Source organism: Streptococcus sp. SCPM-O-B-15304 (M98) (assembly GCF_058200215.1).
In genome coordinates this window covers 64,393-90,568 of the sequence record NZ_JBYQGQ010000004.1, presented here as the reverse complement: position 1 = coordinate 90,568, position 26,176 = coordinate 64,393, and the positions used below count along the sequence as shown (strand labels likewise).

Annotated in this window: 24 protein-coding genes and 1 riboswitch; of the genes, 18 read left to right on the top strand and 6 right to left on the bottom strand. The window is 41.3% G+C overall.

The window, feature by feature from the left end; all coding sequences use genetic code 11:
• Nucleotides 1-2,064, top strand: a complete 2,064-nt coding sequence (locus AC3E7H_RS03610) for a heavy metal translocating P-type ATPase (RefSeq protein ID WP_490676122.1) — start codon at nt 1-3, stop codon at nt 2,062-2,064.
• A 77-nt stretch (nt 2,065-2,141) separates the two neighbouring features.
• Here the strand turns inward: AC3E7H_RS03610 and tyrS are convergent, their stop codons facing one another.
• The gene (gene tyrS / locus AC3E7H_RS03605) at nt 2,142-3,398 is read right to left on the bottom strand and encodes a tyrosine--tRNA ligase (RefSeq protein WP_414339551.1); all 1,257 of its coding nucleotides are present in this window, start codon (nt 3,396-3,398) and stop codon (nt 2,142-2,144) included.
• Nucleotides 3,399-3,733: 335 nt separating this feature from the next.
• On the opposite strand from tyrS, the gene mutL reads away from it, so the two are divergent.
• From mutL to AC3E7H_RS03585, 4 genes are all read left to right on the top strand, one after another.
• Nucleotides 3,734-5,683 carry a DNA mismatch repair endonuclease MutL gene (gene mutL, locus AC3E7H_RS03600; protein ID WP_490676121.1) on the top strand — a complete coding sequence of 650 codons (1,950 nt, stop codon included), beginning with the start codon at nt 3,734-3,736 and terminating at the stop codon, nt 5,681-5,683.
• 120 nt (nt 5,684-5,803) lie between these two features.
• A complete protein-coding gene (gene ruvA, locus AC3E7H_RS03595; RefSeq protein ID WP_490676120.1) occupies nt 5,804-6,397 on the top strand; it encodes a Holliday junction branch migration protein RuvA in 594 nt (197 codons plus the stop codon).
• A gap of 9 nt (nt 6,398-6,406) precedes the next feature.
• On the top strand, nt 6,407-6,967 hold the full coding sequence (locus AC3E7H_RS03590; RefSeq protein WP_490676119.1) for a DNA-3-methyladenine glycosylase I: 561 nt from the start codon (nt 6,407-6,409) through the stop codon (nt 6,965-6,967).
• Entirely contained in the window at nt 6,968-7,642 is a 675-nt protein-coding gene (locus AC3E7H_RS03585) for a CPBP family intramembrane glutamic endopeptidase (RefSeq protein ID WP_049526445.1), read from the top strand.
• A 44-nt stretch (nt 7,643-7,686) separates the two neighbouring features.
• Here AC3E7H_RS03585 and AC3E7H_RS03580 read toward each other — a convergent pair whose 3' ends face one another.
• The 4 genes from AC3E7H_RS03580 to AC3E7H_RS03565 form a co-directional block, all read right to left on the bottom strand.
• Nucleotides 7,687-8,724: a S66 family peptidase gene (locus AC3E7H_RS03580; RefSeq protein ID WP_490676118.1), complete on the bottom strand. Its 1,038-nt coding sequence runs from the start codon at nt 8,722-8,724 to the stop codon at nt 7,687-7,689.
• Nucleotides 8,725-8,873: 149 nt separating this feature from the next.
• Nucleotides 8,874-9,137, bottom strand: coding sequence for a SemiSWEET family transporter (locus AC3E7H_RS03575; RefSeq protein WP_049496815.1), 264 nt, complete (start codon nt 9,135-9,137; stop codon nt 8,874-8,876).
• 200 nt (nt 9,138-9,337) lie between these two features.
• Complete coding sequence (locus AC3E7H_RS03570) at nt 9,338-10,012, bottom strand: DUF1129 domain-containing protein (protein WP_006153110.1); 675 nt, start codon at nt 10,010-10,012, stop codon at nt 9,338-9,340.
• Nucleotides 10,013-10,024: 12 nt separating this feature from the next.
• Nucleotides 10,025-10,969 (bottom strand): magnesium transporter CorA family protein, encoded by a 945-nt coding sequence (locus tag AC3E7H_RS03565; protein ID WP_000815631.1) that lies wholly within the window; start codon nt 10,967-10,969, stop codon nt 10,025-10,027.
• Nucleotides 10,970-11,111: 142 nt separating this feature from the next.
• Between AC3E7H_RS03565 and uvrA the strand changes: the two genes are divergently transcribed.
• The 10 genes from uvrA (at nt 11,112) to AC3E7H_RS03515 (ending at nt 22,574) form a co-directional block, all read left to right on the top strand.
• The gene (gene uvrA / locus AC3E7H_RS03560; protein WP_490676117.1) at nt 11,112-13,943 is read left to right on the top strand and encodes an excinuclease ABC subunit UvrA; all 2,832 of its coding nucleotides are present in this window, start codon (nt 11,112-11,114) and stop codon (nt 13,941-13,943) included.
• Nucleotides 13,936-14,997, top strand: a complete 1,062-nt coding sequence (locus AC3E7H_RS03555) for a M24 family metallopeptidase (RefSeq protein WP_490676116.1) — start codon at nt 13,936-13,938, stop codon at nt 14,995-14,997. The genes uvrA and AC3E7H_RS03555 overlap by 8 nt, the downstream gene beginning before the upstream one ends.
• 52 nt (nt 14,998-15,049) lie before the next feature.
• Nucleotides 15,050-15,203: riboswitch (M-box (ykoK) riboswitch) on the top strand.
• 298 nt (nt 15,204-15,501) lie between these two features.
• Nucleotides 15,502-18,162: a magnesium-translocating P-type ATPase gene (gene mgtA, locus AC3E7H_RS03550; RefSeq protein ID WP_490676115.1), complete on the top strand. Its 2,661-nt coding sequence runs from the start codon at nt 15,502-15,504 to the stop codon at nt 18,160-18,162.
• Nucleotides 18,163-18,297: 135 nt separating this feature from the next.
• Complete coding sequence (gene spx / locus AC3E7H_RS03545) at nt 18,298-18,696, top strand: transcriptional regulator Spx (RefSeq protein WP_000591165.1); 399 nt, start codon at nt 18,298-18,300, stop codon at nt 18,694-18,696.
• A gap of 66 nt (nt 18,697-18,762) precedes the next feature.
• Entirely contained in the window at nt 18,763-19,335 is a 573-nt protein-coding gene (locus AC3E7H_RS03540; protein WP_000737513.1) for an SP0191 family lipoprotein, read from the top strand.
• A 96-nt stretch (nt 19,336-19,431) separates the two neighbouring features.
• Complete coding sequence (locus AC3E7H_RS03535; protein ID WP_000507060.1) at nt 19,432-19,698, top strand: IreB family regulatory phosphoprotein; 267 nt, start codon at nt 19,432-19,434, stop codon at nt 19,696-19,698.
• A 3-nt stretch (nt 19,699-19,701) separates the two neighbouring features.
• Nucleotides 19,702-20,121: a Holliday junction resolvase RuvX gene (gene ruvX / locus AC3E7H_RS03530; protein WP_007555486.1), complete on the top strand. Its 420-nt coding sequence runs from the start codon at nt 19,702-19,704 to the stop codon at nt 20,119-20,121.
• Between the two features lie 15 nt (nt 20,122-20,136).
• Entirely contained in the window at nt 20,137-20,442 is a 306-nt protein-coding gene (locus AC3E7H_RS03525; RefSeq protein WP_000017624.1) for a DUF1292 domain-containing protein, read from the top strand.
• Nucleotides 20,443-20,799: 357 nt separating this feature from the next.
• Entirely contained in the window at nt 20,800-22,041 is a 1,242-nt protein-coding gene (locus tag AC3E7H_RS03520; RefSeq protein WP_490676114.1) for a bifunctional folylpolyglutamate synthase/dihydrofolate synthase, read from the top strand.
• A gap of 95 nt (nt 22,042-22,136) precedes the next feature.
• Nucleotides 22,137-22,574: an SP_0198 family lipoprotein gene (locus AC3E7H_RS03515; protein WP_490676113.1), complete on the top strand. Its 438-nt coding sequence runs from the start codon at nt 22,137-22,139 to the stop codon at nt 22,572-22,574.
• Nucleotides 22,575-22,703: 129 nt separating this feature from the next.
• Here AC3E7H_RS03515 and AC3E7H_RS03510 read toward each other — a convergent pair whose 3' ends face one another.
• Nucleotides 22,704-23,516 (bottom strand): Cof-type HAD-IIB family hydrolase, encoded by an 813-nt coding sequence (locus AC3E7H_RS03510; protein WP_000162891.1) that lies wholly within the window; start codon nt 23,514-23,516, stop codon nt 22,704-22,706.
• Nucleotides 23,517-23,712: 196 nt separating this feature from the next.
• Between AC3E7H_RS03510 and AC3E7H_RS03505 the strand changes: the two genes are divergently transcribed.
• The 3 genes from AC3E7H_RS03505 to AC3E7H_RS03495 all read left to right on the top strand — a co-directional run bounded on the left by AC3E7H_RS03505 (nt 23,713) and on the right by AC3E7H_RS03495 (nt 26,175).
• Nucleotides 23,713-25,134 (top strand): NCS2 family permease, encoded by a 1,422-nt coding sequence (locus AC3E7H_RS03505; protein ID WP_315640334.1) that lies wholly within the window; start codon nt 23,713-23,715, stop codon nt 25,132-25,134.
• Nucleotides 25,135-25,220: 86 nt separating this feature from the next.
• Nucleotides 25,221-25,664 (top strand): tRNA (adenosine(37)-N6)-threonylcarbamoyltransferase complex ATPase subunit type 1 TsaE, encoded by a 444-nt coding sequence (gene tsaE, locus AC3E7H_RS03500; protein ID WP_490676112.1) that lies wholly within the window; start codon nt 25,221-25,223, stop codon nt 25,662-25,664.
• A complete protein-coding gene (locus AC3E7H_RS03495; protein ID WP_000455485.1) occupies nt 25,654-26,175 on the top strand; it encodes a GNAT family N-acetyltransferase in 522 nt (173 codons plus the stop codon). The genes tsaE and AC3E7H_RS03495 overlap by 11 nt, the downstream gene beginning before the upstream one ends.
• Nucleotide 26,176 lies beyond the last annotated feature (1 nt).

The window sequence follows — 26,176 nt, the reverse complement described above, 5'->3', positions numbered from 1 at the left end:
ATGTCTTTTAAAGTGCTACATAGAGGATACCAACATATCCGACTATCATCTTCTTTTTCACTCACCTTGGATATTCAAGACTATCTTCGTTCCTTGGTGAGAGATGAAAAGGGGATTGAGTCTATCCAGTTTTACATGGATCAACAGCACTTTACTCTACGCATAAAAGAAGGCTTCTCTGTATTAGACAATGCAGAAGCCTTTTTAAAAAGAATTGATAAAGGGAAAGTTTCTGAGTTGATGACTCTTCCCATTCGTAGAGAAGAGAGTGCTTATTCTATTGTTTCAGGTGCAGCGATTAAGCGTATGATTTTTCGTAGTTTTGTGCCGTATCCTATTCGCTATATATGGACTTGTTATCAGGCTTTGGGTTATATTAGAGAAGCCTATCAAACACTAGCGCGTAAGGAACTAACGATGGAGGTCTTGGACTGTTCGGCGATTTTATTGTCCTTGTTTATGAACCAATCCAAGACAGCTAGCAATATCATGTTTATGCTTGATTTGGGGAATCATTTAGATCAGTGGTCCTTGAAAAAAACTGCAACAGATTTAGAACAAAGCCTTCTTGCAAAAGAGAGCGACGTATTCTTAGTACAGGGGGATATGGTCGTTAGTATCAAGAGTTCCGATGTTCAAATAGGAGATGTCTTGGTCCTATCTCAAGGAAATGAAATTCTGTTTGATGGACAAGTAGTTTCAGGTTTAGGTATGGTCAACGAAAGTTCCTTGACGGGAGAGAGTTTTCCAGTTGAAAAAAGAGAGTCTGATTTGGTTTGTGCAAATACAGTATTAGAAACTGGAGAGTTACGCATTCGTGTAACCGATAATCAGATGAACAGCCGGATTTTACAACTGATTGAGTTGATGAAGAAATCTGAAGAAAACAAGAAAACGAAACAACGCTATTTCATCAAAATGGCGGACAAGGTCGTCAAATATAATTTCTTGGGGGCTGGTCTGACTTACCTATTAACAGGTTCTTTTTCTAAGGCTATTTCTTTCCTATTGGTCGATTTCTCCTGCGCTTTGAAAATCTCTACTCCTGTAGCTTATTTGACAGCTATCAAGGAGGGGTTGAATCGTGAAATGGTGATTAAGGATGGAGATGTTCTGGAGAAATATCTGGAAGTTGATACTTTCTTGTTTGATAAGACGGGAACAATCACAACTAGTTATCCTATAGTTGAAAAGGTGTTACCTTTTGGGGACTATAGTGAGGAGGATATTCTCAGAATCAGTGCCTGTCTTGAGGAACACATTTATCATCCTATTGCTAATGCCATCGTCAAGCAAGCTGAGATGGAGGGGATTGAACATGAGGAAATGCATGGGAAACTCCAATATATCGCAAGCAAGGGAATCAAATCTCATATAGATGAGCAACCAGTTCTTATTGGAAATTATGTCTTGATGCAGGATGAGCAAATTCATATCAGTTCAGAACAAAATGCTTTAATTGAAGAGTACAAGAGTCACTACAATCTCTTATTCTTGGCTTATCAGAATGAATTGATTGGAATGTTCTGCATTCATACTCCTTTGAGAAAAGAAGCAAAAGCAGCCTTGGAGAAACTTAAGGCGCAAGGGAAAAAATTGATTCTGGCAACAGGGGACACCTTGGTTAGAACAGAGGAATTAGTCAAAGATTTGCCCTTTGATCAGGTCTATACAGACTTGAAACCTGATGGGAAATTTGAGTTAGTAGAGGAACTGCAGAAAGCAGGTCACACTATTTTGATGGTTGGGGATGGGTTGAACGACTCAGCGGCTCTAACCCTATCAGATATCGGTGTGGTGATGAATGAGAGTGCAGATATTTCTAAGCAGATGAGTGATATCTTATTGTTAGATAATCGCTTGGATTTCTTCCAAGAGTTGGATTGGCTATCATCATCTTTGCAAACACTCATCAAGAAGAATATTCAAGATACCGTTGTCGTAAATAGTAGTTTGATTGGCTTTGGCTTGTTTAATTGGCTCAGTCCTTCAAACCTCTCTATCTTACATAATCTAACAACCTTGCGCATTGTACTGCGTAGCCTGTCTATTAAAAATAGATAGATGAGAGTTATTAACAGCAAAAAGGAGTTACCTTTCTCGAGGGTAACTCCTTTATTTATAGGTAAATGTTGAACAATTTAGTAAGTCAATACAAAGTATTTTTTCTTACCACGACGGATAACAGTCAGTTCGTTTTCTAACTTATCTGCGTCACTCAAGACATAGTCAAGGTCTTGGATGCGGTCACCGTTGACGTAGATGGCTCCGTTTTGGACGTCTTCACGGGCTTGGCGTTTTGAGTTAACTACACCAGATGAGACGAGCAGTTCCACGATATTGTGGTTTTCGTCTGTTTGAACTTGGTAGTTTGGCACTCCACGAAGTCCTTGTTTGAGCTCTTTGACAGAAAGGTTCTTGATGTTTCCTGCAAAGAGTTGCTCAGTGATGTTAAGAGCTTCTTTGTAGGCTTCTTCTCCATGTACAAGTGTTACGACTTCACGAGCGAGGACTTTTTGAGCCAAGCGTTCGTGTGGAGCTGCTTCAAATTGTTTGCGGATGTCTTCAATCTCATCAAGTGACAAGAAAGTAAAGATTTTCAAGAAGCGAACAGCGTCAGCGTCCATAACATTCATCCAGAATTGGTACATTTCGTATGGAGAAGTCTTTTCAGGGTTGAGCCAAACAGCGTTCCCTTCAGATTTACCAAATTTCTTACCAGTTGCGTCTGTGATGAGTGGAACAGTGATTACGTGACCAGTCTTGTCAGCCTTACGACGAAGCAATTCTGTACCAGCTGTCATATTTCCCCATTGGTCAGAACCACCGATTTGGAGGGTTACATTGTGCTCTTGGTTAAGGACAAAAAAGTCGTACCCTTGCATGATTTGGTAGGCAAACTCAGTGTAAGAAATCCCTGTTTCAATCCGTTTTTTAACAGACTCCTTGCTCATCATGTAGTTGACAGTGAAGTATTTTCCGATATCACGGAGGAAGTCAATGAAGCTGATGCTGCCAAACCAGTCGTAGTTGTTGACCATGACAGCTTTATTTTCACCATTTTCAAAATCAAGAAAGCGAGAAAGTTGTCCTTGGATAGACTTGACCCAGCCATCTACTGTGTCTTTTGTTTGGAGACTACGCTCAGCATCTTTGAAGGACGGATCTCCGATGAGACCAGTAGCACCGCCAACGAGCGCATAAGGTTTGTGACCTGCTAACTGCAAACGACGACTTGTCAAGATTGCGACAAGGTGACCTAGGTGAAGGCTGTCAGCAGTTGGATCGTAGCCAGTATAATAAGAAACTTGACCTTCTTCTAGGGCTTTACGCAAAGCTTCTTCATCAGTCGTTTGAAAAATCAAACCACGCTCTTTTAGCTCATCAAAAATGTGCATGTGTCTTTTCTCCTTTTTAAAATATTGTTTCTACCTATTTTACCACAAACTTGGCAAATAACCTAGTAAAATCGGGAAGAAAGTTGCTGCTTGGACTTTTTTGGAAACGAATGAAATATGGTATAATAGCACTAGCTTATACTCAATGAAAATCAAAGAGCAAACTAGGAAACTAGCCGCAGGTTGCTCAAAACACCGTTTTGAGGTTGTGGATAGAACTGACGAAGTCAGTAACACATATACGGCAAGGCGAGACTGACGAGGTTTGAATTTGATTTTTGAAGAGTATTATTTTCAGAGAAATAGATAAAAACAGTTGAGAAAGGGGCTGAAAGATGTCTCATATTATTGAATTGCCAGAAGTCTTGGCCAACCAGATTGCAGCAGGAGAAGTGATCGAACGTCCTGCCAGCGTAGTTAAAGAGTTGGTTGAAAATGCTATCGATGCTGGTTCTAGCCAGATTATCGTTGAGATCGAAGAAGCTGGTCTTAAGAAAATCCAAATTACCGATAATGGTCACGGGATTGCCCACGATGAAGTCGAGTTAGCTCTCCGCCGTCATGCGACCAGTAAAATTAAGAATCAAGCGGATCTCTTTAGGATTCGGACTCTTGGTTTTCGTGGTGAAGCTCTGCCTTCGATCGCATCTGTTAGTGTACTGACTCTTTTGACAGCAGTAGAGGGTGCAAGTCACGGGACCAAGCTAGTGGCTCGCGGGGGAGAAGTAGAAGAAATTGTGCCTGCGACCAGTCCTGTGGGGACCAAGGTTTGTGTGGAGGACCTCTTTTTCAACACACCGGCTCGTCTAAAGTATATGAAGAGCCAGCAGGCAGAGTTGTCTCATATCATCGATATTGTCAATCGTCTGGGGCTAGCCCATCCTGAGATTTCCTTTAGTCTAATTAGTGATGGCAAGGAAATGACACGAACAGCTGGTACGGGTCAACTCCGCCAAGCCATTGCTGGAATCTACGGTTTGGCTAGTGCCAAAAAGATGGTTGAGATTGAAAATTCTGACCTAGACTTTGAAATTTCAGGTTTTGTCTCATTGCCTGAATTGACACGGGCTAATCGCAACTATATCAGTCTCTTTATCAATGGCCGTTATATCAAAAATTTCCTGCTCAATCGTGCCATTTTAGATGGATACGGTAGCAAGCTCATGGTGGGACGTTTTCCACTAGCCGTTATTCACATCCATATCGATCCTTATCTGGCGGATGTCAATGTGCATCCAACTAAGCAAGAAGTGCGAATTTCCAAGGAAAGAGAGCTGATGGCGCTAGTTTCAGAAGCTATCGCAAAGAGTCTCAAGGAACAGACCTTGATTCCAGATGCCTTGGAAAATCTTGCTAAGTCTACGGTTCGCAATCGTGAAAAAGTAGAGCAAACCATTCTCCCGCTTAAAGAAAATAATCTTTACTACGAGCAAACGGAGCTGACAAGACCGCCTCAAGCTGAGGTAGCAGACCATCAGGTGAATCTGACTGAAGAAAGACAGGATTTGAACCTCTTCGCTAAGGAAACCTTGGATCAGCTGACCAAACCAGCAAAACTGCATTTTGCAGAGAGAAAGTCTATCAGTTACGACCAACTGGATCATCCTGAGTTAGATATGGCTAATTTGGATAAGGCTTATGACAAGCTGGAGCGAGAAGAATCTTCAAGCTTTCCGGAGTTGGAATTTTTCGGTCAGATGCATGGAACCTATCTCTTTGCCCAAGGTAGAGATGGGCTTTACATCATAGACCAACACGCAGCTCAGGAGCGGGTTAAGTATGAGGAGTATCGCGAAAGTATTGGCAATGTTGACCAGAGCCAGCAGCAACTCCTAGTGCCCTATATCTTTGAATTTCCTGCGGATGATTCCCTTCGCCTCAAGGAAAGAATGTCTCTTTTAGAGGAAGTTGGCGTCTTTCTAGCAGAGTACGGGGAGAATCAATTTATCTTGCGCGAACATCCCATTTGGATGGCAGAGGAGGAAATTGAATCTGGAATCTATGAGATGTGCGACATGCTCCTCTTGACCAAGGAAGTTTCAATCAAGAAATACCGAGCTGAACTAGCCATTATGATGTCCTGCAAGAGGTCTATCAAGGCTAACCACCGTATCGATGATCACTCGGCTAGACAACTCCTCTATCAGCTTTCCCAATGTGACAACCCCTACAACTGTCCACACGGACGCCCTGTTTTGGTCCACTTTACCAAGTCAGACATGGAAAAGATGTTCCGTCGCATTCAGGAGAATCACACGAGCCTACGAGAATTAGGCAAATACTAATACTCTTCGAAAATCTCTTTAAACTGCGTCAGCCTTACCTTGTCTAACTTAAGTTATGCCTACGGTTAGCTTCCTAGTTTACTCTTTGATTTTCATTGAGTATAAATTGAAGGAAAAATTATGTACGAATATCTAAAAGGTATTATTACCAAAATTACTGCTAAATACATCGTTCTAGAAGCAAACGGCATCGGCTACATCCTACACGTAGCCAACCCTTATGCTTACTCAGGACAAGTCAATCAAGAAGCACAAATCTATGTCCATCAAGTCGTTCGCGAAGATGCTCATCTACTTTACGGTTTCCGTTCAGAAGACGAGAAAAAACTCTTTCTCAGCTTGATTTCGGTGTCGGGCATTGGCCCTGTATCAGCTCTGGCTATCATTGCAGCTGATGACAATGCAGGGCTTGTTCAAGCCATCGAGACCAAGAATATAACCTACCTGACCAAGTTCCCTAAAATCGGGAAGAAAACAGCCCAACAGATGATCTTGGACCTAGAAGGTAAGGTGGTTGTGGCAGGCGATGACCTCCCTGCTAAGGCTACAGTTCCATCTAGCAGTGACAACCAAGAATTGGAAGAGGCTATGGAAGCCATGTTGGCACTGGGCTATAAGGCGACTGAGCTCAAGAAAATCAAGAAATTCTTTGAAGGAACTTCTGATACAGCTGAAAACTACATCAAATCTGCCCTTAAGATGTTGGTGAAATAGGAGGTTCCTATGCCAAAACGTTGTGGCTGGGTAAAAATGAACAACCCTCTATATGTAGCCTACCACGATGAGGAATGGGGTCAACAACTTCATGATGACCGTGCTCTTTTTGAGTTACTCTGCATGGAGACCTATCAGGCTGGTCTTTCTTGGGAAACGGTGCTCAATAAACGCCAAGCCTTCCGTCAAGCTTTTCATGGTTACCAAATTCAAGCGGTCGCAGAGATGTCGGATGAAGAATTGGAAGCTTTGATGGATAATCCAGCCATCATCCGCAATCGTGCCAAGATATTTGCGACACGTGCCAACGCCCAGGCCTTTCTACAATTGCAGGCAGAATTCGGAACTTTTGATGCTTATCTTTGGTCTTTTGTCGGTGGGAAGACGATTGTGAATGATATCCCGGACTACAGTCAAGCACCAGCCAAAACGCCTTTGTCCGAAAAAATATCCAAGGAACTCAAAAAACGTGGCTTCAAGTTCACAGGACCAGTCGCTGTTTTATCCTTTCTACAAGCTGCAGGGCTAGTTGATGACCATGAGAATGATTGTGAATGGAAGGGGAATTAAATGATGTCTAACAAATATAAGGGAATTCTGATTTTTGCGATTCTCTATACAGTCCTTTTTGTGTTTGATGGTATACGAGTATTTGATGCTCCATTACCTTCTTCTGCAGGGACATATTTAGTCTATACCATCATGTTTGTGTATGGTTGCTTCTTATTTAAGTCCCTATTGCTCCAAAAGTGGGAAGAGATTAGAAAGGCTAAAAGAAAATTCTTCTTTGGCGTCTTAACAGGATGGCTCTTTCTCATTCTGATGACTGTTGCCTTTGGATTTGTATCAGAGTTGTTGAGGCAGTTTTTCGGGCTGGTCGGACAAGGTCTAAACCAGTCGAATATTCAAAGTACCTTTCAAGAACAACCACTACTGATAGCGGTTTTTGCCTGTGTCATAGGACCTTTAGTGGAAGAGCTCTTTTTCCGTCAAATTTTATTGAGATATTTTAGGAAAAGTCTGCCAACTTGGCTGAGTGTCTTTTTGGTCGGCCTTGCCTTTGCGCTTGCTCATATGCACAGTTTGTCTTTATCAGAGTGGGTCGGTGCAGTCGGATACCTAGGTGGGGGCCTTGCCTTTTCTATTATTTATGTGAAAGAAAAGGAGAATATCTACTATCCCCTACTTGTTCACATGTTAGGCAATAGCCTCTCCTTTATTATTTTAGCTATCGGTAGTATGTGATGAAAATGCTAGTAACGATACTGAAAAAAGCTGAGAAATTCATCTCAGCTTTCTTTGTTATAGTCAAATCGAATGACTTGCTCCGTTGCGTCTACATGGGCGTGGACTCCAAAGGGAACAATTGCTCTTGGTGTGGCATGGCCAACGTTTAGATTATAGACAATCGGGATATTGCTGTCAATGATATCCAATAGTGCCTCTTTATAGTCGTCATAGAAAGTTTCATCCATAGGTTTTCCGACCAAGAGTCCACTGATAACCTCGAATATACCAGTTTCCTTTAAAGTCCGCAACATCTTTTTGAAGTCGTCAGGTTCAGGCTTTTCTTCACTTGTTTCTAGCAAGAGGATTTTTCCTTCCCAGTCTGACAAGTCAGGGAAAAGTTTGTATTTTTGGCAGAGCTCCGTGCTGTCTGCGTATCGAGAGTTGTCAAAGATATCGTAGAGAGATTCGAGGCAACCACCGAGGATTTCTCCCTCGAACTGGGCATTTCCTTGTAACAAGTCAAAACCTGTATTTGCATGACTGACACGAGGTGTCCCCAGAGCCTTGGAACTGAAGTCAGTTCGTTCCTCATACCAAACGTCACTAGGGCGGATTTCGGAGATTTTTCCAGTCTCAATCAATTCTTTAAAGTAGTGGCAGCTATATGGCAACATTTCTTTGTCTAACTCACAAATGTCTGCTAGAAATGATTGGCCGTAAAAAGTCTTGATGCCTAGTTTATGCAACATGAGGTGGTTCATGGTCGTATCCGAGAAGCCAAGAAAAATTTTTTGTTTGATTACTTTTTCTAGTTGGTCATTTTCAAAAAGATAGGGTAATAAACGATAGGTATCGTCTCCACCGATGGCGCATAGGATCATGTCGATGCTATCATCAGAAAAGGCTTGAATCAAATCCTCCGCACGAGCTTCAGGATGGTCCTTGATAAACTCTAAGCCTTTTAGTGAATGGGGTAAAAAGATAGGATTGAGTCCGAGGCCCTTGAGACGTTGAATACCCAAGTCCACTTCGTGTTTGACAAAGTCTTCTCCGATAATCCCACTAGATAAACTTATAATACCAATAGTAGAAACCATATCTCATCCTCCTAGAAATAAATTGATGCTATTGTATCACAAAAGAAGAGGAGAAACAACAAGAATTAGAATCAGAAAAAGGCTTTTAGATCAAGAAAGTAAGCAAAAAAGCAACCAATTAGGTGGTTGCTTTTATAGTAGTTAATTTCTTATAGAGCAGTAAGGAAGGTCAGTCCTCCAAGGACAACCCCGGCCGAGTTTGGAATGATTAGAATCCAGTCTTTCTTAGGCTCTTTTGTCCATCCATAAATGACCCAGATTAAGCAAGAGACTGCTGCTGATAAAGGTTGAAATGGTTGAGCTTTGTTTCCTTGTAAATTGGCAAAAATTTGAGGGATGTAGGCTATAAATACAATAATTCCGATAAAGGCACCAATTGAACCAACAATTTGATTAATTCTCTGTTTAGTCATATATATTTCTCCTTATTACTTTATTAGTATAACAGAAAAACAACTTGGATTCAAGGATAAAACCTCGGGATTCTAAGGGAGGCCTTTATATTAGAACGTTTTTAGAAAATGTAGCTACTTTCCTTTGGAGAATCGAAAAATGATTTGGAACTACAAAAAAAGTAGTCTGTCTACAAAACACACTACTTTTATTGTTTATCTTAATATCTAGCTGGTCCTGCACTTGCGCTCTTGATGTTGAAACGTTTCTTGAGGTAGAAACGTAGGGCAAGGAGAGCTCCTCCAATCACCAACAAAACAAGAGGTGGTAAGCTGATGTTGATGGCTTGTGGAAGGAAGTTACTCAAGAAGAGGATGAAGACCCAGGCAAACATGGTTGCTAGCATGACCAAAAGTGATTTCCAGAATGGTGGGCGTTGGCTACGGTCAGTATCTGGTCCGTAGTAGCGGTAAATGAAGTGGTAGAGAAGATAGAAGGCAACTCCACCAAAGGCCCCTACACTGATAAGTGTTACCAATCCGTAGGCCACAGGTTGGTTTGAGAAGAAGCTCATCAAGGCGCTAACTACTGCAAATAATCCTGTGATGAAAAGGGCTGAATCCAACATCATCAATTTTGGATCGTCGTTTTCTTTTGGATGTTCTTTTTCGAATTGCTCTTTTTCGCTGAAACTATGAGCCCAGTGAGTTGGTGCTCCGTAGATAGAACGAGCTGTCACTCCTTTTGGTTGCTCCTCAAGGATATGAGGAATGACTTCTTCAAGGATAGCCTTGATTTCGGCATCGGTTTTCCCGTCCTTGAGAAATTGCTGGGTTGCAATATGGATAAATTCTTGGTTTTTCTTTGTTAATTCTTTTAAATCAATCTGTGACATAATAACTCCTGTTTAGAACCATTTTTTATGGATGAGGTAAAGAGTGAGAGAAACACTCATAGCAAAGGCGATAAAGACGATGAGCCAGAAAGCATGCGGTTCTCCGTTTAAAGGGATTTCATTGTCCTTAAAGTTCATTCCGTAAGCTGAGAAAATCATAGTCGGGATAGACATAACGATGGTCACGAGGGCCAAGGTTTTCATGATATTGTTCTGGTTGTTTGAAATGATAGAGGCAAAGGTCTCTGTCATAGAGTGAAGGACGTTTCCATAGATATCCGCCATCTCGATGGCCTGTTGCGTTTCAATCAATGTGTCTTCAAGTAAGTCTTCGTCTTCAAGGTATTTCTTAATATTGCTAGTTGCGCTGGTCAATTTTTTAATCACGCGCTCATTTGTCTTAAGTGAAGCTTTGAAGTAGACGATGGTCTTTTCCAACTCCATGAGTTCAATCAGTTCTTCGTTTCGAGTAGACTTATGAAGTTGACTCTCAATCTGCTCACTCTTACGTTCAATCGAACGGAGGGCTGTCAAGTAAATCTCCGCATTGCGGTATAGGATTTGGAAGATGAAGCGCGAACGCATGAAGGTATAGAAATTTCGAAGCCTACGATTGATAAAGACATCAAGAAGTGGTAGAGGCTCCAAGCAAGTGGTAATAATAGCCTCTTCTGTGATGATAATCCCCAAGGGAATAGTCACATAGTAGGTCTGGTTGTTTCTTTCCTCTGTGATTGGGACGTCTACGATAATCAAGGTGTACTCATCTTCGATGGTGATACGTGACATCTCTTCCGCATCGAGCGGTGCACGGAGGTCAGCGATATCAATATCAAAGGCCGAGGCGATTTCCATCGATTCGCTTTGAGTAGGATTGACGAGATTGATCCAAGTGCCCGGCTGGAGCGTATCAATCTCTTTAAATTCAGTTGTAGTTGAGAGAAAGACTTGCTTCATATCTCCTATCCTTTCCTAATCTAATCCGTGTTACAGTGATTTTTGACACCGTACTATTATACTACAAATTCGGCTTTTTTGGTAATAGAATTTCACTTTTTTTGGTATAATGGAAAGCAACAATGAACTAGAAAGAAGTAATATGCAAGATAAGATTGTCATCCATGGGGCACGCGCCCATAATTTAAAAAATATAGATGTGGAAATTCCGCGTGACAAGCTAGTTGTGGTGACGGGACTATCTGGATCAGGAAAGTCTAGTTTGGCCTTTGATACCCTTTATGCAGAAGGGCAACGCCGCTACGTTGAAAGTCTGTCAGCCTATGCTCGTCAGTTCTTGGGCAATATGGAAAAGCCAGATGTGGATTCTATCGATGGTCTCAGCCCTGCCATTTCCATTGACCAGAAAACGACCAGTAAGAATCCTCGTTCGACGGTCGGGACAACGACGGAAATCAACGACTACCTACGTCTCCTCTATGCTCGTGTAGGAACACCCTACTGTATCAATGGGCACGGAGCTATCAAGGCTTCGTCTGTCGAACAGATCGTAGATAAGGTTTTGGAATTGCCAGAGCGCCAGCGTCTGCAGATTTTGGCTCCTGTTGTTCGTAAGAAAAAGGGGCAGCATAAGACGCTGATTGAAAAGATTCAAAAGGATGGTTACGTACGTGTCCGTGTCGATGGAGTTGTCTACGACGTGACTGAAGTTCCTGAACTTGAAAAGAATAAACAACACAACATTGACGTGGTGGTAGACCGTATCATTATCAAAGAAGGTATCCGTAGTCGTCTCTTTGATTCGATTGAAGCAGCTCTCCGTATCGCTGAAGGTTATGTCGTTATTGATACGATGGATGATTCAGAGTTGCTCTTTTCAGAACACTATGCTTGTCCAGTTTGCGGCTTTACGGTTCCAGAGTTAGAACCTCGTCTCTTCTCCTTCAATGCACCCTTTGGCTCCTGTAGTGAGTGTGATGGTTTGGGGATCAAGTTAGAGGTTGATACGGACTTAGTCGTACCAGATGCTAGCAAGACCCTTGGTGAGGGAGCATTAGCGCCTTGGAACCCTATCTCTTCAAACTATTATCCAAATATGCTGGAACAAGCCATGACAGCCTTTGGAGTGGATATGGATACTCCTTTTAAGGACTTGTCTGAGGAGGAGAAACATCTCATTTTCTATGGTTCAGATGGGAAAGAGTTTCATTTCCACTATGAAAATGAATTCGGTGGAGTTCGTGATATCGATATTCCATTTGAAGGAGTGATTGGTAATATCAAGCGTCGCTATCATGAAACCAATAGCGACTACACTCGTACACAGATGCGTCTCTATATGAACGAGCTGACTTGTGGTACTTGTCATGGTTATCGTCTTAATGACCAAGCCTTATCTGTTCGAGTAGGGGGAGAAAAAGGACTCCATATCGGCGAAATTTCAGACCTCTCCATTGCAGACCATTTGGAGGTCATTGATCAACTAACCCTATCTGAAAATGAAGCTATCATTGCTCGTCCGATTCTTAAGGAAATCAAGGATCGCTTGACCTTCCTCAATAACGTGGGCCTTAACTATCTGACGCTTTCTCGTTCAGCAGGAACATTATCAGGAGGGGAGAGTCAACGTATTCGTTTGGCGACTCAGATTGGTTCCAATCTCTCAGGTGTCCTTTATATCCTGGACGAGCCGTCAATCGGTCTTCACCAGAGGGACAATGACCGTTTGATTGCCAGTCTGAAAAAGATGCGTGACTTGGGGAACACCTTGATCGTGGTAGAACACGATGAAGATACTATGCGAGAAGCTGATTATCTGATTGACGTCGGTCCTGGAGCGGGTGTCTTTGGTGGAGAAATTGTTGCGGCAGGAACGCCTAAGCAAGTAGCTCGCAACAGCAAGTCCCTTACCGGACAGTATCTATCAGGAAAACGCGCGATTCCAGTGCCGTCAGAACGTCGCGTTGGAAATGGACGTTTTATCGAAGTGACAGGTGCGCGTGAGAACAACTTACAAAACATCACCGCTCGCTTCCCACTCGGAAAATTCATTGCGGTGACAGGTGTCTCTGGCTCAGGGAAGTCGACCCTCATTAACAGCATCCTCAAAAAGGCTATTGCACAAAAGCTCAATCGCAATTCAGACAAGCCTGGTAAGTTTAAATCCATTACAGGAATCGAGCATATCGATCGTCTGATAGACATTGACCAGAGTCCAATTGGAAGAACTCCGAGATCCAATCCAGCTACCTATACAGGTGTCTTTGATGACATTCGAGACCTCTTTGCTCAGACAAATGAAGCCAAGATTCGTGGCTACAAGAAGGGTCGTTTCAGTTTCAATGTCAAGGGTGGGCGCTGTGAGGCCTGCTCGGGTGACGGGATTATCAAGATTGAGATGCACTTCTTGCCAGATGTTTACGTAGCCTGTGAAGTCTGTCATGGGACTCGTTACAATAGCGAAACCCTGGAAGTTCACTACAAGGAAAAGAATATCTCGCAAGTCTTGGATATGACCGTCAACGATGCGGTGGAATTTTTCAAACACATTCCGAAAATTCAACGCAAACTCCAGACGATCAAGGATGTAGGTCTAGGCTATGTGACCTTGGGACAACCTGCCACAACTCTTTCTGGTGGAGAAGCGCAGCGTATGAAGCTGGCTAGCGAGCTCCACAAGCGTTCGACAGGCAAGTCTTTCTATATCTTAGACGAACCAACAACAGGTCTCCATACCGAGGATATCGCTCGTCTACTTACTGTTTTGTCTCGCTTTGTCGATGATGGCAATACAGTTCTCGTGATTGAGCACAATCTAGATGTCATCAAGACAGCAGACCATATTATCGACTTAGGACCAGAAGGTGGTGTTGGTGGTGGTACCATCATTGCAACAGGAACCCCAGAAGAAGTAGCGGCCAATGAAGCTAGCTATACAGGACAGTATTTGAAAGGAAAGTTACATCATGAATAAACGTGTGCAAGCATTTCTCGATAAAATGCAAGAAAAAGAACTAGATGGAATCATTATCAATAACCTTAAAAATGTCTACTATTTGACAGGATTTTGGGGTTCAAATGGAACAGTCTTTATCAGTCGTGACCGTCAGGTCTTGGTGACAGATGCCCGCTATATTATCGCTGCTAAGCAGGAAGTTACTGGTTTTGAGATTTTTGCAGAACGTGACGAGTTAGCTACTATCGCAAAAATTGCTAAAGACATGGGTCTTTCTCGTATCGGGTTTGAAGATGAAATCTCGGTTTCTTATTACCACCGCATGCAAGCTGCTTTTGAAGGTTTGGAATTAATTCCTCAGACACAGTTTGTTGAAGCGCTTCGCATGATTAAGGATGAAACAGAGATTGCGACGATTCGCAAGGCTTGTTCCATTTCTGACCAAGCTTTCCACGATGCCCTTGACTTTATCAAGCCAGGGAAGACTGAAATTGAAATTGCCAACTTCCTTGATTTCCGTATGCGTGAGCTGGGAGCGGCAGGTTTGTCTTTTGACACAATCTTAGCGAGTGGCATCAACTCTTCTAAACCCCATGCCCACCCAATGCACAAGCCAGTAGAACTAGGCGAAGCTATCACTATGGACTTTGGGTGTCTTTATGAGTATTATGTGAGTGATATGACTCGTACCATCTACCTAGGCCATGTCAGCGACGAACAAGCAGAAATCTACAACACCGTTTTGAAGGCTAATCAAGCATTGATTGACCAAGCTAAGGCTGGCTTAGGTTTCCGTGACTTTGACAAAATCCCTCGTGATATCATTGTGGAAGCAGGCTATGGACAATACTTTACACACGGTATCGGACACGGTATCGGACTTGATATCCACGAAGAGCCATACTTTAACCAAACTTCTACAGAAGTTATTAAATCGGGTATGGTCTTAACTGATGAACCCGGTATTTATATCGAAGGTAAATATGGAGTTCGTATCGAAGATGATATCTTGATTACAGATACCGGTTGCGAGCTATTAACCCTAGCTCCAAAAGAATTGATTGTAATCTAAAAAAATGAGATAAATCGTTGACTTTTATTAGTTAAAGGTTTATACTGAAAGGCGAAAACGGTAGGTGAGGCTACCATAGGGATACGGATGACTACCGCAAAGCAGTGGAGACACTACTCGTTGGTTAACAGTCCTGGTCGCGAAGGTCAAGACTAAGCTCATTACATTGCCCTATGGAGTTAAAGCTTGAACGAAAACAGATCATAAGTTTTTTAGTCCTGCCATTTTATGGCAGGATTTTCTGCTGTTTTAAAACAAAGAAAGGAGACAAACGATGCAAATTGACGATCATCCAGAACCGCACATACACAGCCAATCGCTGATTTGTGTCGTTCTGTCCCTATAAAGTGATTGGTCTCTGTGTATGATACTCTTCGAAAATCAAATTCAAACCACGTCAACGTCGCCTTGCCGTACTCAAGTACAGCCTGTGGCTAGTTTCCTAGTTTGCTCTTTGATTTTCATTGAGTATGAAATCACCATTCATACAGATAGGAGAAACCAATGAAAACTACAAAAGAAAGATTAGCAGCAGCTATTCAAACTCCATTTAAAGATAGTCTAGCTTTTTACCATACAAGTCTAAAAGGCTTAGACCAAGAACAAGTCGAAGAAAACCGTGACCTATATGGTGAAAACACCATTACCAAGGGTCAAGAGGATTCCATCTTTAAAAAGATTTATGAGTCCATTATCAATCCTTTCACAATCATTTTGCTTGTGATTGCCTTTATCTCTCTCGTTACAAATGTCTGGCTTGCCAAACCTGGTCAAGAAGATCCAACGACATCTATCATTATCGTTGTCTTGGTTTTGATTTCAGGAGGCATCCGTTTTGTCCAAGAATTGCGAAGCGATAAGGCAACAACCAATCTTTCAAAAATGATTGTCAACACAGCAACTGTTATTCGCGATGGTCTTGAACAAGAGTTACCTATCGATGAGTTGGTTGTGGGAGACCTCGTGAAATTGAGTGCGGGAGATATGATTCCTGCAGATGTTATCTTGTTTGAATCCCGCGACTTTTTTGTTCAACAGTCAGGTTTGACTGGAGAAAGCGATGCAGTCGAAAAGCTTGCTTTAAATAAAGCCACTAGTCAAAATATAGAGAGTCTTTTAGAAGCAGAATCTTTGGCATTCATGGGGACAAACGTTATCTCAGGAAGTGCTACAGCTATGGTTCTCGCTGTTGGTGATGACACCATGATGGGAGCTATTGAGCAAACTCTCAACACCTATGATGAGCCAACTTCTTTTGAACGTGAAATGAACAGCATTTCTTGGCTCTTGATCCGCTTGATGCTTGTCATGGTTCCGATTGTGTTTTTTGCAAATGGGTTGACCGATGGAGACTGGCTAGAGGCTGGAGTCTTTGCCTTGAGTGTCGGTGTCGGACTGACACCAGAAATGCTTCCAATGATTATCACAGCCAGCTTGGCCAAAGGTTCCATTATCATGGCCAAGGAAAAGGTGGTTATCAAAAAACTCAATGCTATTCAAGACCTAGGAGCAATCGATATCCTATGTACGGACAAAACAGGAACTCTAACGCAAGATGAGATTGTCTTAGAATATCCCTTGGATATCCATGGTGATTTGGATATGGCGGTCTTAAGAAGAGCTTATCTAAATTCACATTTCCAAACAGGTTTGAAAAACTTGATGGACCGTGCCATTATCAGTAGAACTGAAAAAGAATCCAAAGAACACGCTATTCTACAAGATTTGGATAAAATCTTCCAAAAGATTGATGAACTGCCTTTTGACTTTGAACGCAGACGCATGAGTGTCATCGTCAAAGACGACAGCAATGTCGTTAGTATGGTTACTAAAGGTGCTTTGGAAGAAATGTTGAACATTTCGACTCATGTGGAATATCGCGGAGAAATCATTCCCCTAACCGAAGACATTCGCCAAGAAGTATTAGCAGAAGTTGGTCAATTAAACCGTCAAGGTTTGCGTGTTTTAGGTGTTGGTTACAAGTCAGGTCTACGTGAAGATTATGCCTATGCTGTGACTGATGAAAGTGACATGATCCTTACAGGTTACCTTGCCTTTTTGGATCCGCCAAAACCATCTGCAGCACCAGCCATTCAAGCTCTACTTGAGCATGGTGTCAAAACAAAAATTTTAACTGGGGATAACGAAAAAGTAACCCAAGCCATTTGTGAAAAGGTTGGTTTGGACGTTGAGCATATGCTCTTAGGGGCTGACATTGACCAAATGACAGATCAAGAATTGGCAGAAGCGGTTGAAAGTGTAACAGTATTTGCTAAATTGTCTCCTGATCAAAAAGCCCGTATCATTCTACAGTTAAAGAAAAATGGTCACGGTGTTGGTTATATGGGTGACGGTATTAATGACGCTCCATCCATGAAGGTGGCAGATGTCGGTATTTCTGTAGATACAGCAGTAGACATCGCCAAGGAAACTGCGGATGTTATTTTGCTAGACAAGGATCTCATGGTTCTTGAAACTGGTATCGTTGAGGGTCGTAAGGTCTACGCCAACATGACCAAGTACATCAAGATGACCGTTAGTTCAAACTTTGGGAATATCTTCTCACTCCTTGTTGCGAGTATTTTCTTACCATTTTTACCAATGGCTCCTGTTCATCTCATTGTCCTAAACCTAGTCTATGATTTGTCTTGTGTGGCATTGCCATTTGATAATGTGGATCAAGACTTCCTTAAACAACCCCATACATGGGAAGCAAAATCCATTACGCGATTTATGGTTTGGATGGGACCAATCTCATCTGTCTTTGATATTTTGACCTTTATCTTCCTCTACTTTATCATTGTTCCTTTGGTGACAGGCCATCACTATGTTCATGGATCTGAATCTGCCCTTCAGTTTATTATCTTGTTCCAAACAGGATGGTTCATCGAATCTATGTGGTCTCAAACCATGGTCATCCATATGCTTCGTACAGCAAAAGTTCCTTTTCTACAAAGCAGACCAGCTTGGCTTGTGATTTTGATGACTCTGATTGCAGCCTTTTTCGTAACCAGCCTACCTTATGGACCACTAGTAAATATCCTTCGTCTAGCACCCTTAGGATTTCCTTACTTCTTGTTCTTAATCTGTATTATTTTCTTGTATATGTTTAGCGTTACAGTTATTAAGAAATTTTACATTAAGAAGTATAAAGAATGGTTATAGTTCGTATTTTGTCAAGAAAAAAGTTCAAAAATTGCCAAAAAAGTTAAAAATTTTTAAAAATAGGTCGCAAGTCCGATGTTTTTTATGGTATAATAGTCTAAACTGATAGTAACATGTAGCGAAAGGGGTAGGTACATGATCAAAATTTATACAGTCTCAAGTTGTACTAGCTGTAAAAAAGCGAAGACCTGGCTCAATGCCCACCAGTTAAGTTATAAAGAACAAAACCTCGGTAAGGAAGGAATCACGAGAGAAGAACTACTTGATATTTTGACAAAAACAGACAATGGAATTGCAAGTATCGTATCATCGAAAAATCGTTATGCAAAGGCTCTTGGTGTTGATATCGAAGATTTGAGTGTCAATGAAGTGCTCAACCTAATCATGGAAACACCACGTATCTTGAAAAGTCCGATTCTTGTAGATGAGAAACGCCTACAAGTCGGCTATAAAGAAGACGATATCCGTGCCTTTTTGCCACGCTCTGTCCGTAATGTGGAAAATGCAGAAGCGCGTTTACGTGCGGCTCTATAAAACATCAAGGCTGGGAGTGACTCCTGGCCTTCTCTAATATTTAAATTGGATAACATGTGAGGATTTATGAAAAAGTTAGTTATTGGAACATTCGCAGCACTATTTTTGCTCGTTGGATGTGGTCAGAAAAAAGAAACAGCAGCTTCAACTACTGAGAGTTCTCAAGAAGCCCTACAGTCGACCTTGCCCGTATTAGAAAATGCAACCAAGAATACAGTTGTTACCAAGACCTTGGTTTTGCCAGCTGATGAGAGTGGAGCACAGCAAACTCAAATCATTACCTACAAAGGCAATCAATTTTTAAGCTTGACCATTCAGCAAAAGCGTCCAGTATCAGAAGATTTAAAAAATTATATTTCTGAGCGAGGATTAGATGAAGCTAAAAAAGCTCTAAAAGAAGCTGAGGACAAGGATGAGTCTGTTCAAGCGGCTCGAAAAATTTCAGGATTTACCATCGAAACGACTCTTTTAAATGAGAAAGAGATGGAAACCAAGACTAGCTATGATTTCCAAACACTGGATCTCAAAAAAGCAAGTGAAAACGAATACTTGAAGAATGTTGGACTGGAAAATCTATTGAAAAACGAACCAGAGGACTATATTGCTAATCGTGTTGCAAATGGGGCAACAGTCCAGTAAAAAGTCAGAGAAAATCAGCAGAATCAGACTGTGTGATTTGTAGAACGACCGCGAATGTGCTATAATAGTACTATTCTAAGGAAAGAGGGTGTTAGAATGGGATTTACTGAAGAAACCGTACGTTTTAAATTGGACGATTCCAATAAAAAAGAAATCAGTGAAACATTGACAGATGTCTATGCTTCTTTGAATGAAAAGGGCTATAACCCTATTAACCAGATCGTGGGCTATGTTCTCAGTGGAGACCCAGCTTACGTTCCTCGTTATAACAATGCACGAAATCAAATCCGTAAGTATGAGCGAGATGAAATCGTTGAAGAATTGGTTCGCTACTACCTTAAAGGACAAGGAGTCGATCTATAATCTATGAGAATTATGGGATTGGACGTTGGTTCCAAAACGGTAGGAGTAGCGATTAGCGATCCGTTAGGTTTTACGGCACAAGGGCTTGAAATCATCCAAATCAATGAAGATCAAGGTCAGTTTGGTTTTGAACGCCTCAAGGAACTCGTTGAAACCTATAAGGTAGACCGTTTTATTGTTGGTTTGCCTAAAAATATGAACAATACCAGCGGACCGCGCGTGGAAGCCAGTCAAGCCTATGGAGCCAAACTAGAAGAACTCTTTGGTCTACCGGTAGAGTATCAAGATGAACGCCTAACTACGGTCGCTGCAGAACGTATGTTGATTGAGCAAGCAGATATTAGTCGCAATAAGCGTAAAAAAGTTATTGATAAACTAGCTGCTCAATTGATTTTGCAAAATTATTTAGATAGAAAATTTTAAGACAGAGGAGAAACTATGTCACACGATCACAACCACGATCACGAAGAACGTGAACTTATTACACTTGTAGATGAGCAAGGAAACGAAACTTTATTTGAAATCCTTTTGACTATTGACGGAAAAGAAGAATTTGGTAAAAACTATGTCCTTCTTGTACCAGTTAACGCAGAAGAAGATGAAAACGGCGAAGTTGAAATCCAAGCTTATTCATTCATCGAAAATGAAGATGGAACAGAAGGTGAATTGCAACCAATCCCTGAAGATTCAGAAGATGAATGGAACATGATTGAAGAAGTCTTCAACAGCTTTATGGAGGAGTGATACAGTCTGGGAGACTGTATCACCCCAACTCCTAGAAATTAGAAAGAGTTGGAACATCCAGTGGATGTTTTTACCCCTGCTTCTAGAAATAAGAAAAAGCAGGAACGTTCGGGGGAACGTTTTTAGCCTTACGCTAAAAGTAAAGACCGTAAGTCTGGGAGACTGTATCAGCCCAGTTCCTTGAAATAAGAGAGAACTGGTAAGTCCGGGGGATGTTTTTACTCCTGCTTCTAGAAATAAGAAAAAGCAGGAACGTCCGGGGGACATTTTTCTCCCATACTAGAATTAAATACTAGCTAATGAAGTAAAAAGCGAAGAGAATCTTCGCTTTTTTATTAAGGATTAAGGAGATTAAGCGTGTTTGAAGTAGAAAAATGGCTTCATAGTCGAATCGGTTTGAATTTTAGATCAGGTTTGGGGCGGATGCAGAGAGCGGTAGACTTGCTGGGGAACCCTGAGCAAGCCTATCCTATTATCCATGTGACAGGGACAAATGGAAAGGGTTCAACCATCGCCTTTATGAGAGAGCTCTTTCTTTCTCATGGTAAGAAGGTGGGGACCTTTACTTCGCCCCACATTGTTAGCATCCATGATCGGATTTGTATCAATGGTCAACCTATATCGGATGCAGACTTTATCCGTTTAGCAAATCAAGTTAAGGAAATGGAGCAAAGACTTCTAGAAACACACGATCAGCTATCTTTTTTTGAGTTGTTAACCGTGATTGCTTTGCTTTATTTTAAAGAACAAGAGGTGGATCTAGTTCTATTAGAAGTTGGGATTGGTGGACTTCTTGATACCACTAATGTGGTGACTGGAGAGATTGCAGTTATTACTTCAATCGGCCTAGATCATCAGGAGACCTTGGGCAATAGTCTGGAAGAAATCGCTGAACAGAAAGCAGGAATTTTTAAGCCAGAAAGAGTAGCAGTGATTGCAAACTTAGCTCCTGAAGCCCAGCTCGTTTGTCAAAAGATAGCAGAAGATTTAGATGTAACTCTCTACCAAGCTGACCGAGATTTTTCTTTCAAATCAGGAAATTTTTCTTCTTCTTCTCTAGCGGATTTGACCCAATTAAAACTGGGTTTGGAAGGAGCTTATCAAGAGGAAAATGCCGCCCTTGCTTTGCAGGCATTTCTGTTGTTTATGACAGAGAGAGGTGAAAAGGTCAATGAGGAAGCTATCCGGTATGCTCTGAAAACAACCAGTTGGGCTGGGCGTCTAGAAGCTGTTACGGAGCACATTTATCTAGATGGTGCCCACAATCTACCAGCCTTGGAGCGGTTAGTTGAATTTATCCAGGAAAAAATTCAGCAAGGTTATCAACCTCAAATCCTTTTTGGAGCTTTAAAGCGTAAAGATTACAGTGGTATGCTTGGTTATCTGACAGATCATTTACCTGATACAGCTCTCTATGTGACGAGCTTTGACTATCAGGGATCTTTGGAGGAGAAAGATTTGAGCGACTATCATAGAGTTGCTTCCTATCGAGACTTTATAGATGATTTTGAAAAGTCTGCAGGTGAGAAAGACTTACTGTTTGTTACAGGTTCCCTCTATTTTATATCTGAAGTTCGTGCCTACCTTATAAAAACATAGTTGCTTGATTGACCTTGTTTCCTTTATTTGATATAGTATAAGTAGAATAGTTCTGCAGTTTTTCTGCCTTTAGCTCCTGAAAGAAAGGAGACATTATGTCACTAAGAAAATTTACACTTTCTCTTGCTACTGTGGCAAGTCTTAGTCTTTTAGTTGCTTGTTCGTCAACAGCTAAATCGACACCTTCATCCCAAGCAAGCACTAGCTCTGAGGCGAGCACTAGTCAAGTGTCAGAAACCAGTGCTTCTAGTTCTACTACTAGTGCAAAGACTGACACGACTACTAATATAGATGGGACCTACAAGGGCCAATACGAGGGTGATAGCATTACTCTTGTAGTCACTGGAAATACCGGAACGTGGACAGAAGTTGAAGCGAACGGAGATCAAGAGGTTAAGAAGGTGACCTTCGAACCAGAAAATCAGAAAGTCATCATTGGTGATGACGTCAAGATTTATGTGGCAGAAGAGAACCAGATTATTATCGATGACATGGACCGCGATGTTTCTGATCGTATCGTTTTAAAGAAATAGACATCATTTGTTGGGATTTGGATCTGTAAAAGACGGATTCAAATCCTTTTTTCATTGACTTTGAGCTCAAAAAAATTCCATACTTTTAAGGTCGCTAATGTCTACCACAAAAGTATAGAATGAGTGAAATTAAAGAAATCGTTCTTGTAAAAACTGAGCGACGCCATCTTCTTCGTTGGTTAATGGTAATTGCTCGTCTGCGAAAGGTAACAGAGCAGGATTTGCGTTTTTCATAGCATAGCCTTTACCTGCAAAGGAAAGCATCTCTTGGTCATTGTGTTCGTCACCAAAGGCAATTAAATTCTGTTTGTCTATATTCATGACATTGAGAAGATATTCAAGGGCAAAAGCCTTGTGAACTCCTTTGGGAGTACATTCAAGGATATTTAAGGGACCGCCCCAAGTATTAATATTGAGTTGATGCTTGTAAAAGCTGTTCATCTCTTCAGCCAGTGCATATTTATCGTCTGCCCTAGTTTGTAATAAAATACAGTTAGGCCCCTTGGTCACTAAATCAGACTGGAATTGATTTTCTGGGCGAAAGTTTTCAACACCAAATAATTTAGGGTCGGCAATTTCTTTGTCCGGGGCTGTAATGTAAAACTTTTTACGGTATTCACCTGCGATAAAGTCTGCCTCAATATCCTCTTTTCGTTTCACGATATCCAAGAGGTATTTTTTGTCCACGGTCAGACACTTTTCATGTTTCCAAGTCTTACCTGGCAGATGAGTGAGTGAACCGTTGAAGTTGATCATAGGGGTTTCAAGTTCAAGTTGGTCATAAAAATCTTTGGCCATACGGTAAGGGCGACCAGTTGCGATAACAACTTGGTGGCCTTTTTTAGAGATTTTCTTAATCGTTTCAATAGTAAAATCAGAAAGTTTGCTTTCAGAGTTGAGCAAGGTTCCGTCCAAATCGACGGCAATCATTTTTTTAGTCATAAAATCCTCCCGAATCTAGTTTCAGATAAGATGTTTTCTATTATATCAGAAAGTGACTAGAAAAGCTGATAATAAGCGAAAATAAAGAGAATAATATCTCATAAGAATTTTTAAAATTAGAAAAAACATCTTGAAAAGATGAATGATTGGTGATATAATGGTAGTATTGTTCGTAAAATGACAAAGGAGATTAAAAATGGACAAACTATTTAAACTAAAAGAGCACGGGACAGATGTCCGTACAGAGGTTCTTGCTGGTTTAACAACTTTCTTTGCAATGAGTTATATTCTCTTTGTAAACCCTCAAATGCTTTCACAAACAGGAATGCCTGTTCAGGGTGTATTCTTGGCGACAATTATCGGTTCTGTTGTGGGAACTTTGATGATGGCCTTCTATGCTAACTTGCCATATGCGCAAGCTCCAGGTATGGGACTAAATGCCTTCTTCACATTTACCGTCGTATTTGGGATGGGTTATAAATGGCAAGAAGCTCTTGGAATGGTCTTCATCTGTGGGATTATTTCATTGATTATTACATTGACCAATGTTCGTAAAATGATCATCGAATCTATTCCTACAACTCTTCGTTCAGCGATTTCAGCTGGTATTGGGGTTTTCCTTGCTTATGTTGGGATTAAGAATGCTGGTCTCTTGAAATTCTCGATTGACCCAGGTACCTATACAGTAGCAGGTGAAGGAGCAGATAAGGCTCAAGCAGCACTTACTGCAAACTCAGCAGCTGTTCCAGGATTGGTAGACTTCAATACACCAGCTGTCTTGGTAGCTCTTGCAGGTATTGCCATTACTATCTTCTTCGTTGTTAAGGGGATCAAAGGTGGTATCATCCTTTCTATTTTGACAACGACAGTTCTTGCGATTGCTGTTGGTCTTGTTGATTTGTCTAGCATTGACTTTGCAAGCAATAATCTTTCATCAGCAGTTAACGACCTAGGAACTTTGTTTGGTGCTGCTCTTGGTTCAGAAGGATTGGGATCTCTGATTTCAAACACTTCTCGTTTGCCAGAAACCTTGATGGCCATTCTTGCTTTCTCATTGACAGATATTTTTGATACTATCGGTACTCTTATTGGTACCGGTGAAAAAGTTGGTATCATTGCAACAAGTGGTGAAAACCATGAGTCAGCTAAATTGGATAAGGCTCTTTACTCTGACTTGGTGGCAACTTCAGTAGGTGCCATTGCTGGTACTTCAAACGTTACAACTTATGTTGAGTCTGCAGCGGGTATCGGTGCTGGTGGACGTACTGGTTTGACAGCTTTGGTTGTTGCCATCTGTTTTGCCCTATCAAGCTTCTTTAGCCCACTTCTAGCAATCGTTCCAACAGCTGCAACTGCACCAATTTTGATCATCGTCGGAATTATGATGCTCTCTAACTTGAAAAATATTCCTTGGGATGATATGGCTGAAGCTGTTCCAGCTTTCTTCACATCTATCTTTATGGGATTCAGCTACTCAATCACACAAGGGATTGCTGTTGGTTTCTTAACTTATACTTTGACGAAGGTTGTCAAAGGTCAAGTGAAAGATGTGCATGTCATGATTTGGATTTTGGATGCCTTGTTTATCTTGAACTACATCAGTATGGCTCTTAACTAATGACAAAAACTAAAAAAAGAGGGGAGTCTCCTCTTTTTTTGTTGATGGAAATATCACAAAATAAAACTTTTTGGTATAATAATTACATGTACACAAAAAATGAAGATGAGTTGGTTGCACTTGGGGAAAAGCTAGGGTACTTGTTAGAAAAAAATGATGTGTTGATTTTGACTGGTGAATTAGGTGCTGGGAAAACAACGCTAACAAAGGGTCTGGCTAAGGGATTAGGCATTCATCAAATGATTAAGAGTCCTACTTATACCATTGTTAGAGAATATGAAGGACGTCTACCCTTGTATCACTTAGATGTTTATCGCATCGAAGGGGATGCAGATTCTATCGACTTGGATGAATTTCTTTTTGGTTCAGGTGTAACGGTTATTGAGTGGGGACATCTATTGGGGGAAAATCTTCCATCAGATTATCTGGAGTTAGAAATCCTTAAAAAAGATGAGGGCCGAGAAATCGTCTTTCATGCTCATGGCCAAAGAGCGACAGAACTTTTGAAAGGATTGACGGATGGAGTATGATCTTTTAATCCGTGAAGCGGAAGCCCAGGATGCTTCAGCGGTCATTGCTCTCTTAGATCAAATTGGTCAAGAGTCTAGTTATACCAGTCTGGATGAAAATGGGATTGCAATGAGTGAGTCTGAAATGCAACATTTTTTGGATAAGCAGGCCCAGTCGGATAATCAAATTACCCTACTCGCTTTTTTGAATGATGAGTTAGTAGGAATCATCAATACAACAGCTGATCAACGTCCGCGAGTCCGTCATATTGGAGATGTCTTTTTAGGAATAAAAAAAGCTTACTGGGGAAATGGTCTCGGTAGTATCTTGATGGAAGAAACTATTGAATGGGCCAAATCAAGCGGTAGTATTCGACGGTTACAATTGACAGTTCAAAAAAGAAATCTTGCTGCGGTGCATCTGTATGAAAAAATGGGCTTTAACATAGAAGGATTACAGGAACGTGGTGCTTGTATAGAAGGAGGAGAGTTTCTAGATGTTTACCTAATGGGTCAACTGATAGACGAATAAG

What these genes read in the sequence shown, in the direction of transcription:
- AC3E7H_RS03580 (WP_490676118.1), bottom strand. Translation starts at nt 8,724, where the DNA reads ATGGTTTCTACTATTGGTATTATAAGTTTATCTAGTGGGATTATCGGA.
- AC3E7H_RS03535 (WP_000507060.1), top strand. Translation starts at nt 19,432, where the DNA reads ATGGGATTTACTGAAGAAACCGTACGTTTTAAATTGGACGATTCCAAT.
- AC3E7H_RS03525 (WP_000017624.1), top strand. Translation starts at nt 20,137, where the DNA reads ATGTCACACGATCACAACCACGATCACGAAGAACGTGAACTTATTACA.
- AC3E7H_RS03510 (WP_000162891.1), bottom strand. Translation starts at nt 23,516, where the DNA reads ATGACTAAAAAAATGATTGCCGTCGATTTGGACGGAACCTTGCTCAAC.
- tyrS (WP_414339551.1), bottom strand. Translation starts at nt 3,398, where the DNA reads ATGCACATTTTTGATGAGCTAAAAGAGCGTGGTTTGATTTTTCAAACG.
- ruvX (WP_007555486.1), top strand. Translation starts at nt 19,702, where the DNA reads ATGAGAATTATGGGATTGGACGTTGGTTCCAAAACGGTAGGAGTAGCG.
- tsaE (WP_490676112.1), top strand. Translation starts at nt 25,221, where the DNA reads ATGTACACAAAAAATGAAGATGAGTTGGTTGCACTTGGGGAAAAGCTA.
- mgtA (WP_490676115.1), top strand. Translation starts at nt 15,502, where the DNA reads ATGAAAACTACAAAAGAAAGATTAGCAGCAGCTATTCAAACTCCATTT.
- AC3E7H_RS03505 (WP_315640334.1), top strand. Translation starts at nt 23,713, where the DNA reads ATGGACAAACTATTTAAACTAAAAGAGCACGGGACAGATGTCCGTACA.
- mutL (WP_490676121.1), top strand. Translation starts at nt 3,734, where the DNA reads ATGTCTCATATTATTGAATTGCCAGAAGTCTTGGCCAACCAGATTGCA.
- AC3E7H_RS03565 (WP_000815631.1), bottom strand. Translation starts at nt 10,969, where the DNA reads ATGAAGCAAGTCTTTCTCTCAACTACAACTGAATTTAAAGAGATTGAT.
- AC3E7H_RS03590 (WP_490676119.1), top strand. Translation starts at nt 6,407, where the DNA reads ATGCCAAAACGTTGTGGCTGGGTAAAAATGAACAACCCTCTATATGTA.
- AC3E7H_RS03555 (WP_490676116.1), top strand. Translation starts at nt 13,936, where the DNA reads ATGAATAAACGTGTGCAAGCATTTCTCGATAAAATGCAAGAAAAAGAA.
- AC3E7H_RS03610 (WP_490676122.1), top strand. Translation starts at nt 1, where the DNA reads ATGTCTTTTAAAGTGCTACATAGAGGATACCAACATATCCGACTATCA.
- AC3E7H_RS03540 (WP_000737513.1), top strand. Translation starts at nt 18,763, where the DNA reads ATGAAAAAGTTAGTTATTGGAACATTCGCAGCACTATTTTTGCTCGTT.
- AC3E7H_RS03585 (WP_049526445.1), top strand. Translation starts at nt 6,968, where the DNA reads ATGATGTCTAACAAATATAAGGGAATTCTGATTTTTGCGATTCTCTAT.
- uvrA (WP_490676117.1), top strand. Translation starts at nt 11,112, where the DNA reads ATGCAAGATAAGATTGTCATCCATGGGGCACGCGCCCATAATTTAAAA.
- AC3E7H_RS03495 (WP_000455485.1), top strand. Translation starts at nt 25,654, where the DNA reads ATGGAGTATGATCTTTTAATCCGTGAAGCGGAAGCCCAGGATGCTTCA.
- AC3E7H_RS03515 (WP_490676113.1), top strand. Translation starts at nt 22,137, where the DNA reads ATGTCACTAAGAAAATTTACACTTTCTCTTGCTACTGTGGCAAGTCTT.
- AC3E7H_RS03570 (WP_006153110.1), bottom strand. Translation starts at nt 10,012, where the DNA reads ATGTCACAGATTGATTTAAAAGAATTAACAAAGAAAAACCAAGAATTT.
- spx (WP_000591165.1), top strand. Translation starts at nt 18,298, where the DNA reads ATGATCAAAATTTATACAGTCTCAAGTTGTACTAGCTGTAAAAAAGCG.
- ruvA (WP_490676120.1), top strand. Translation starts at nt 5,804, where the DNA reads ATGTACGAATATCTAAAAGGTATTATTACCAAAATTACTGCTAAATAC.
- AC3E7H_RS03575 (WP_049496815.1), bottom strand. Translation starts at nt 9,137, where the DNA reads ATGACTAAACAGAGAATTAATCAAATTGTTGGTTCAATTGGTGCCTTT.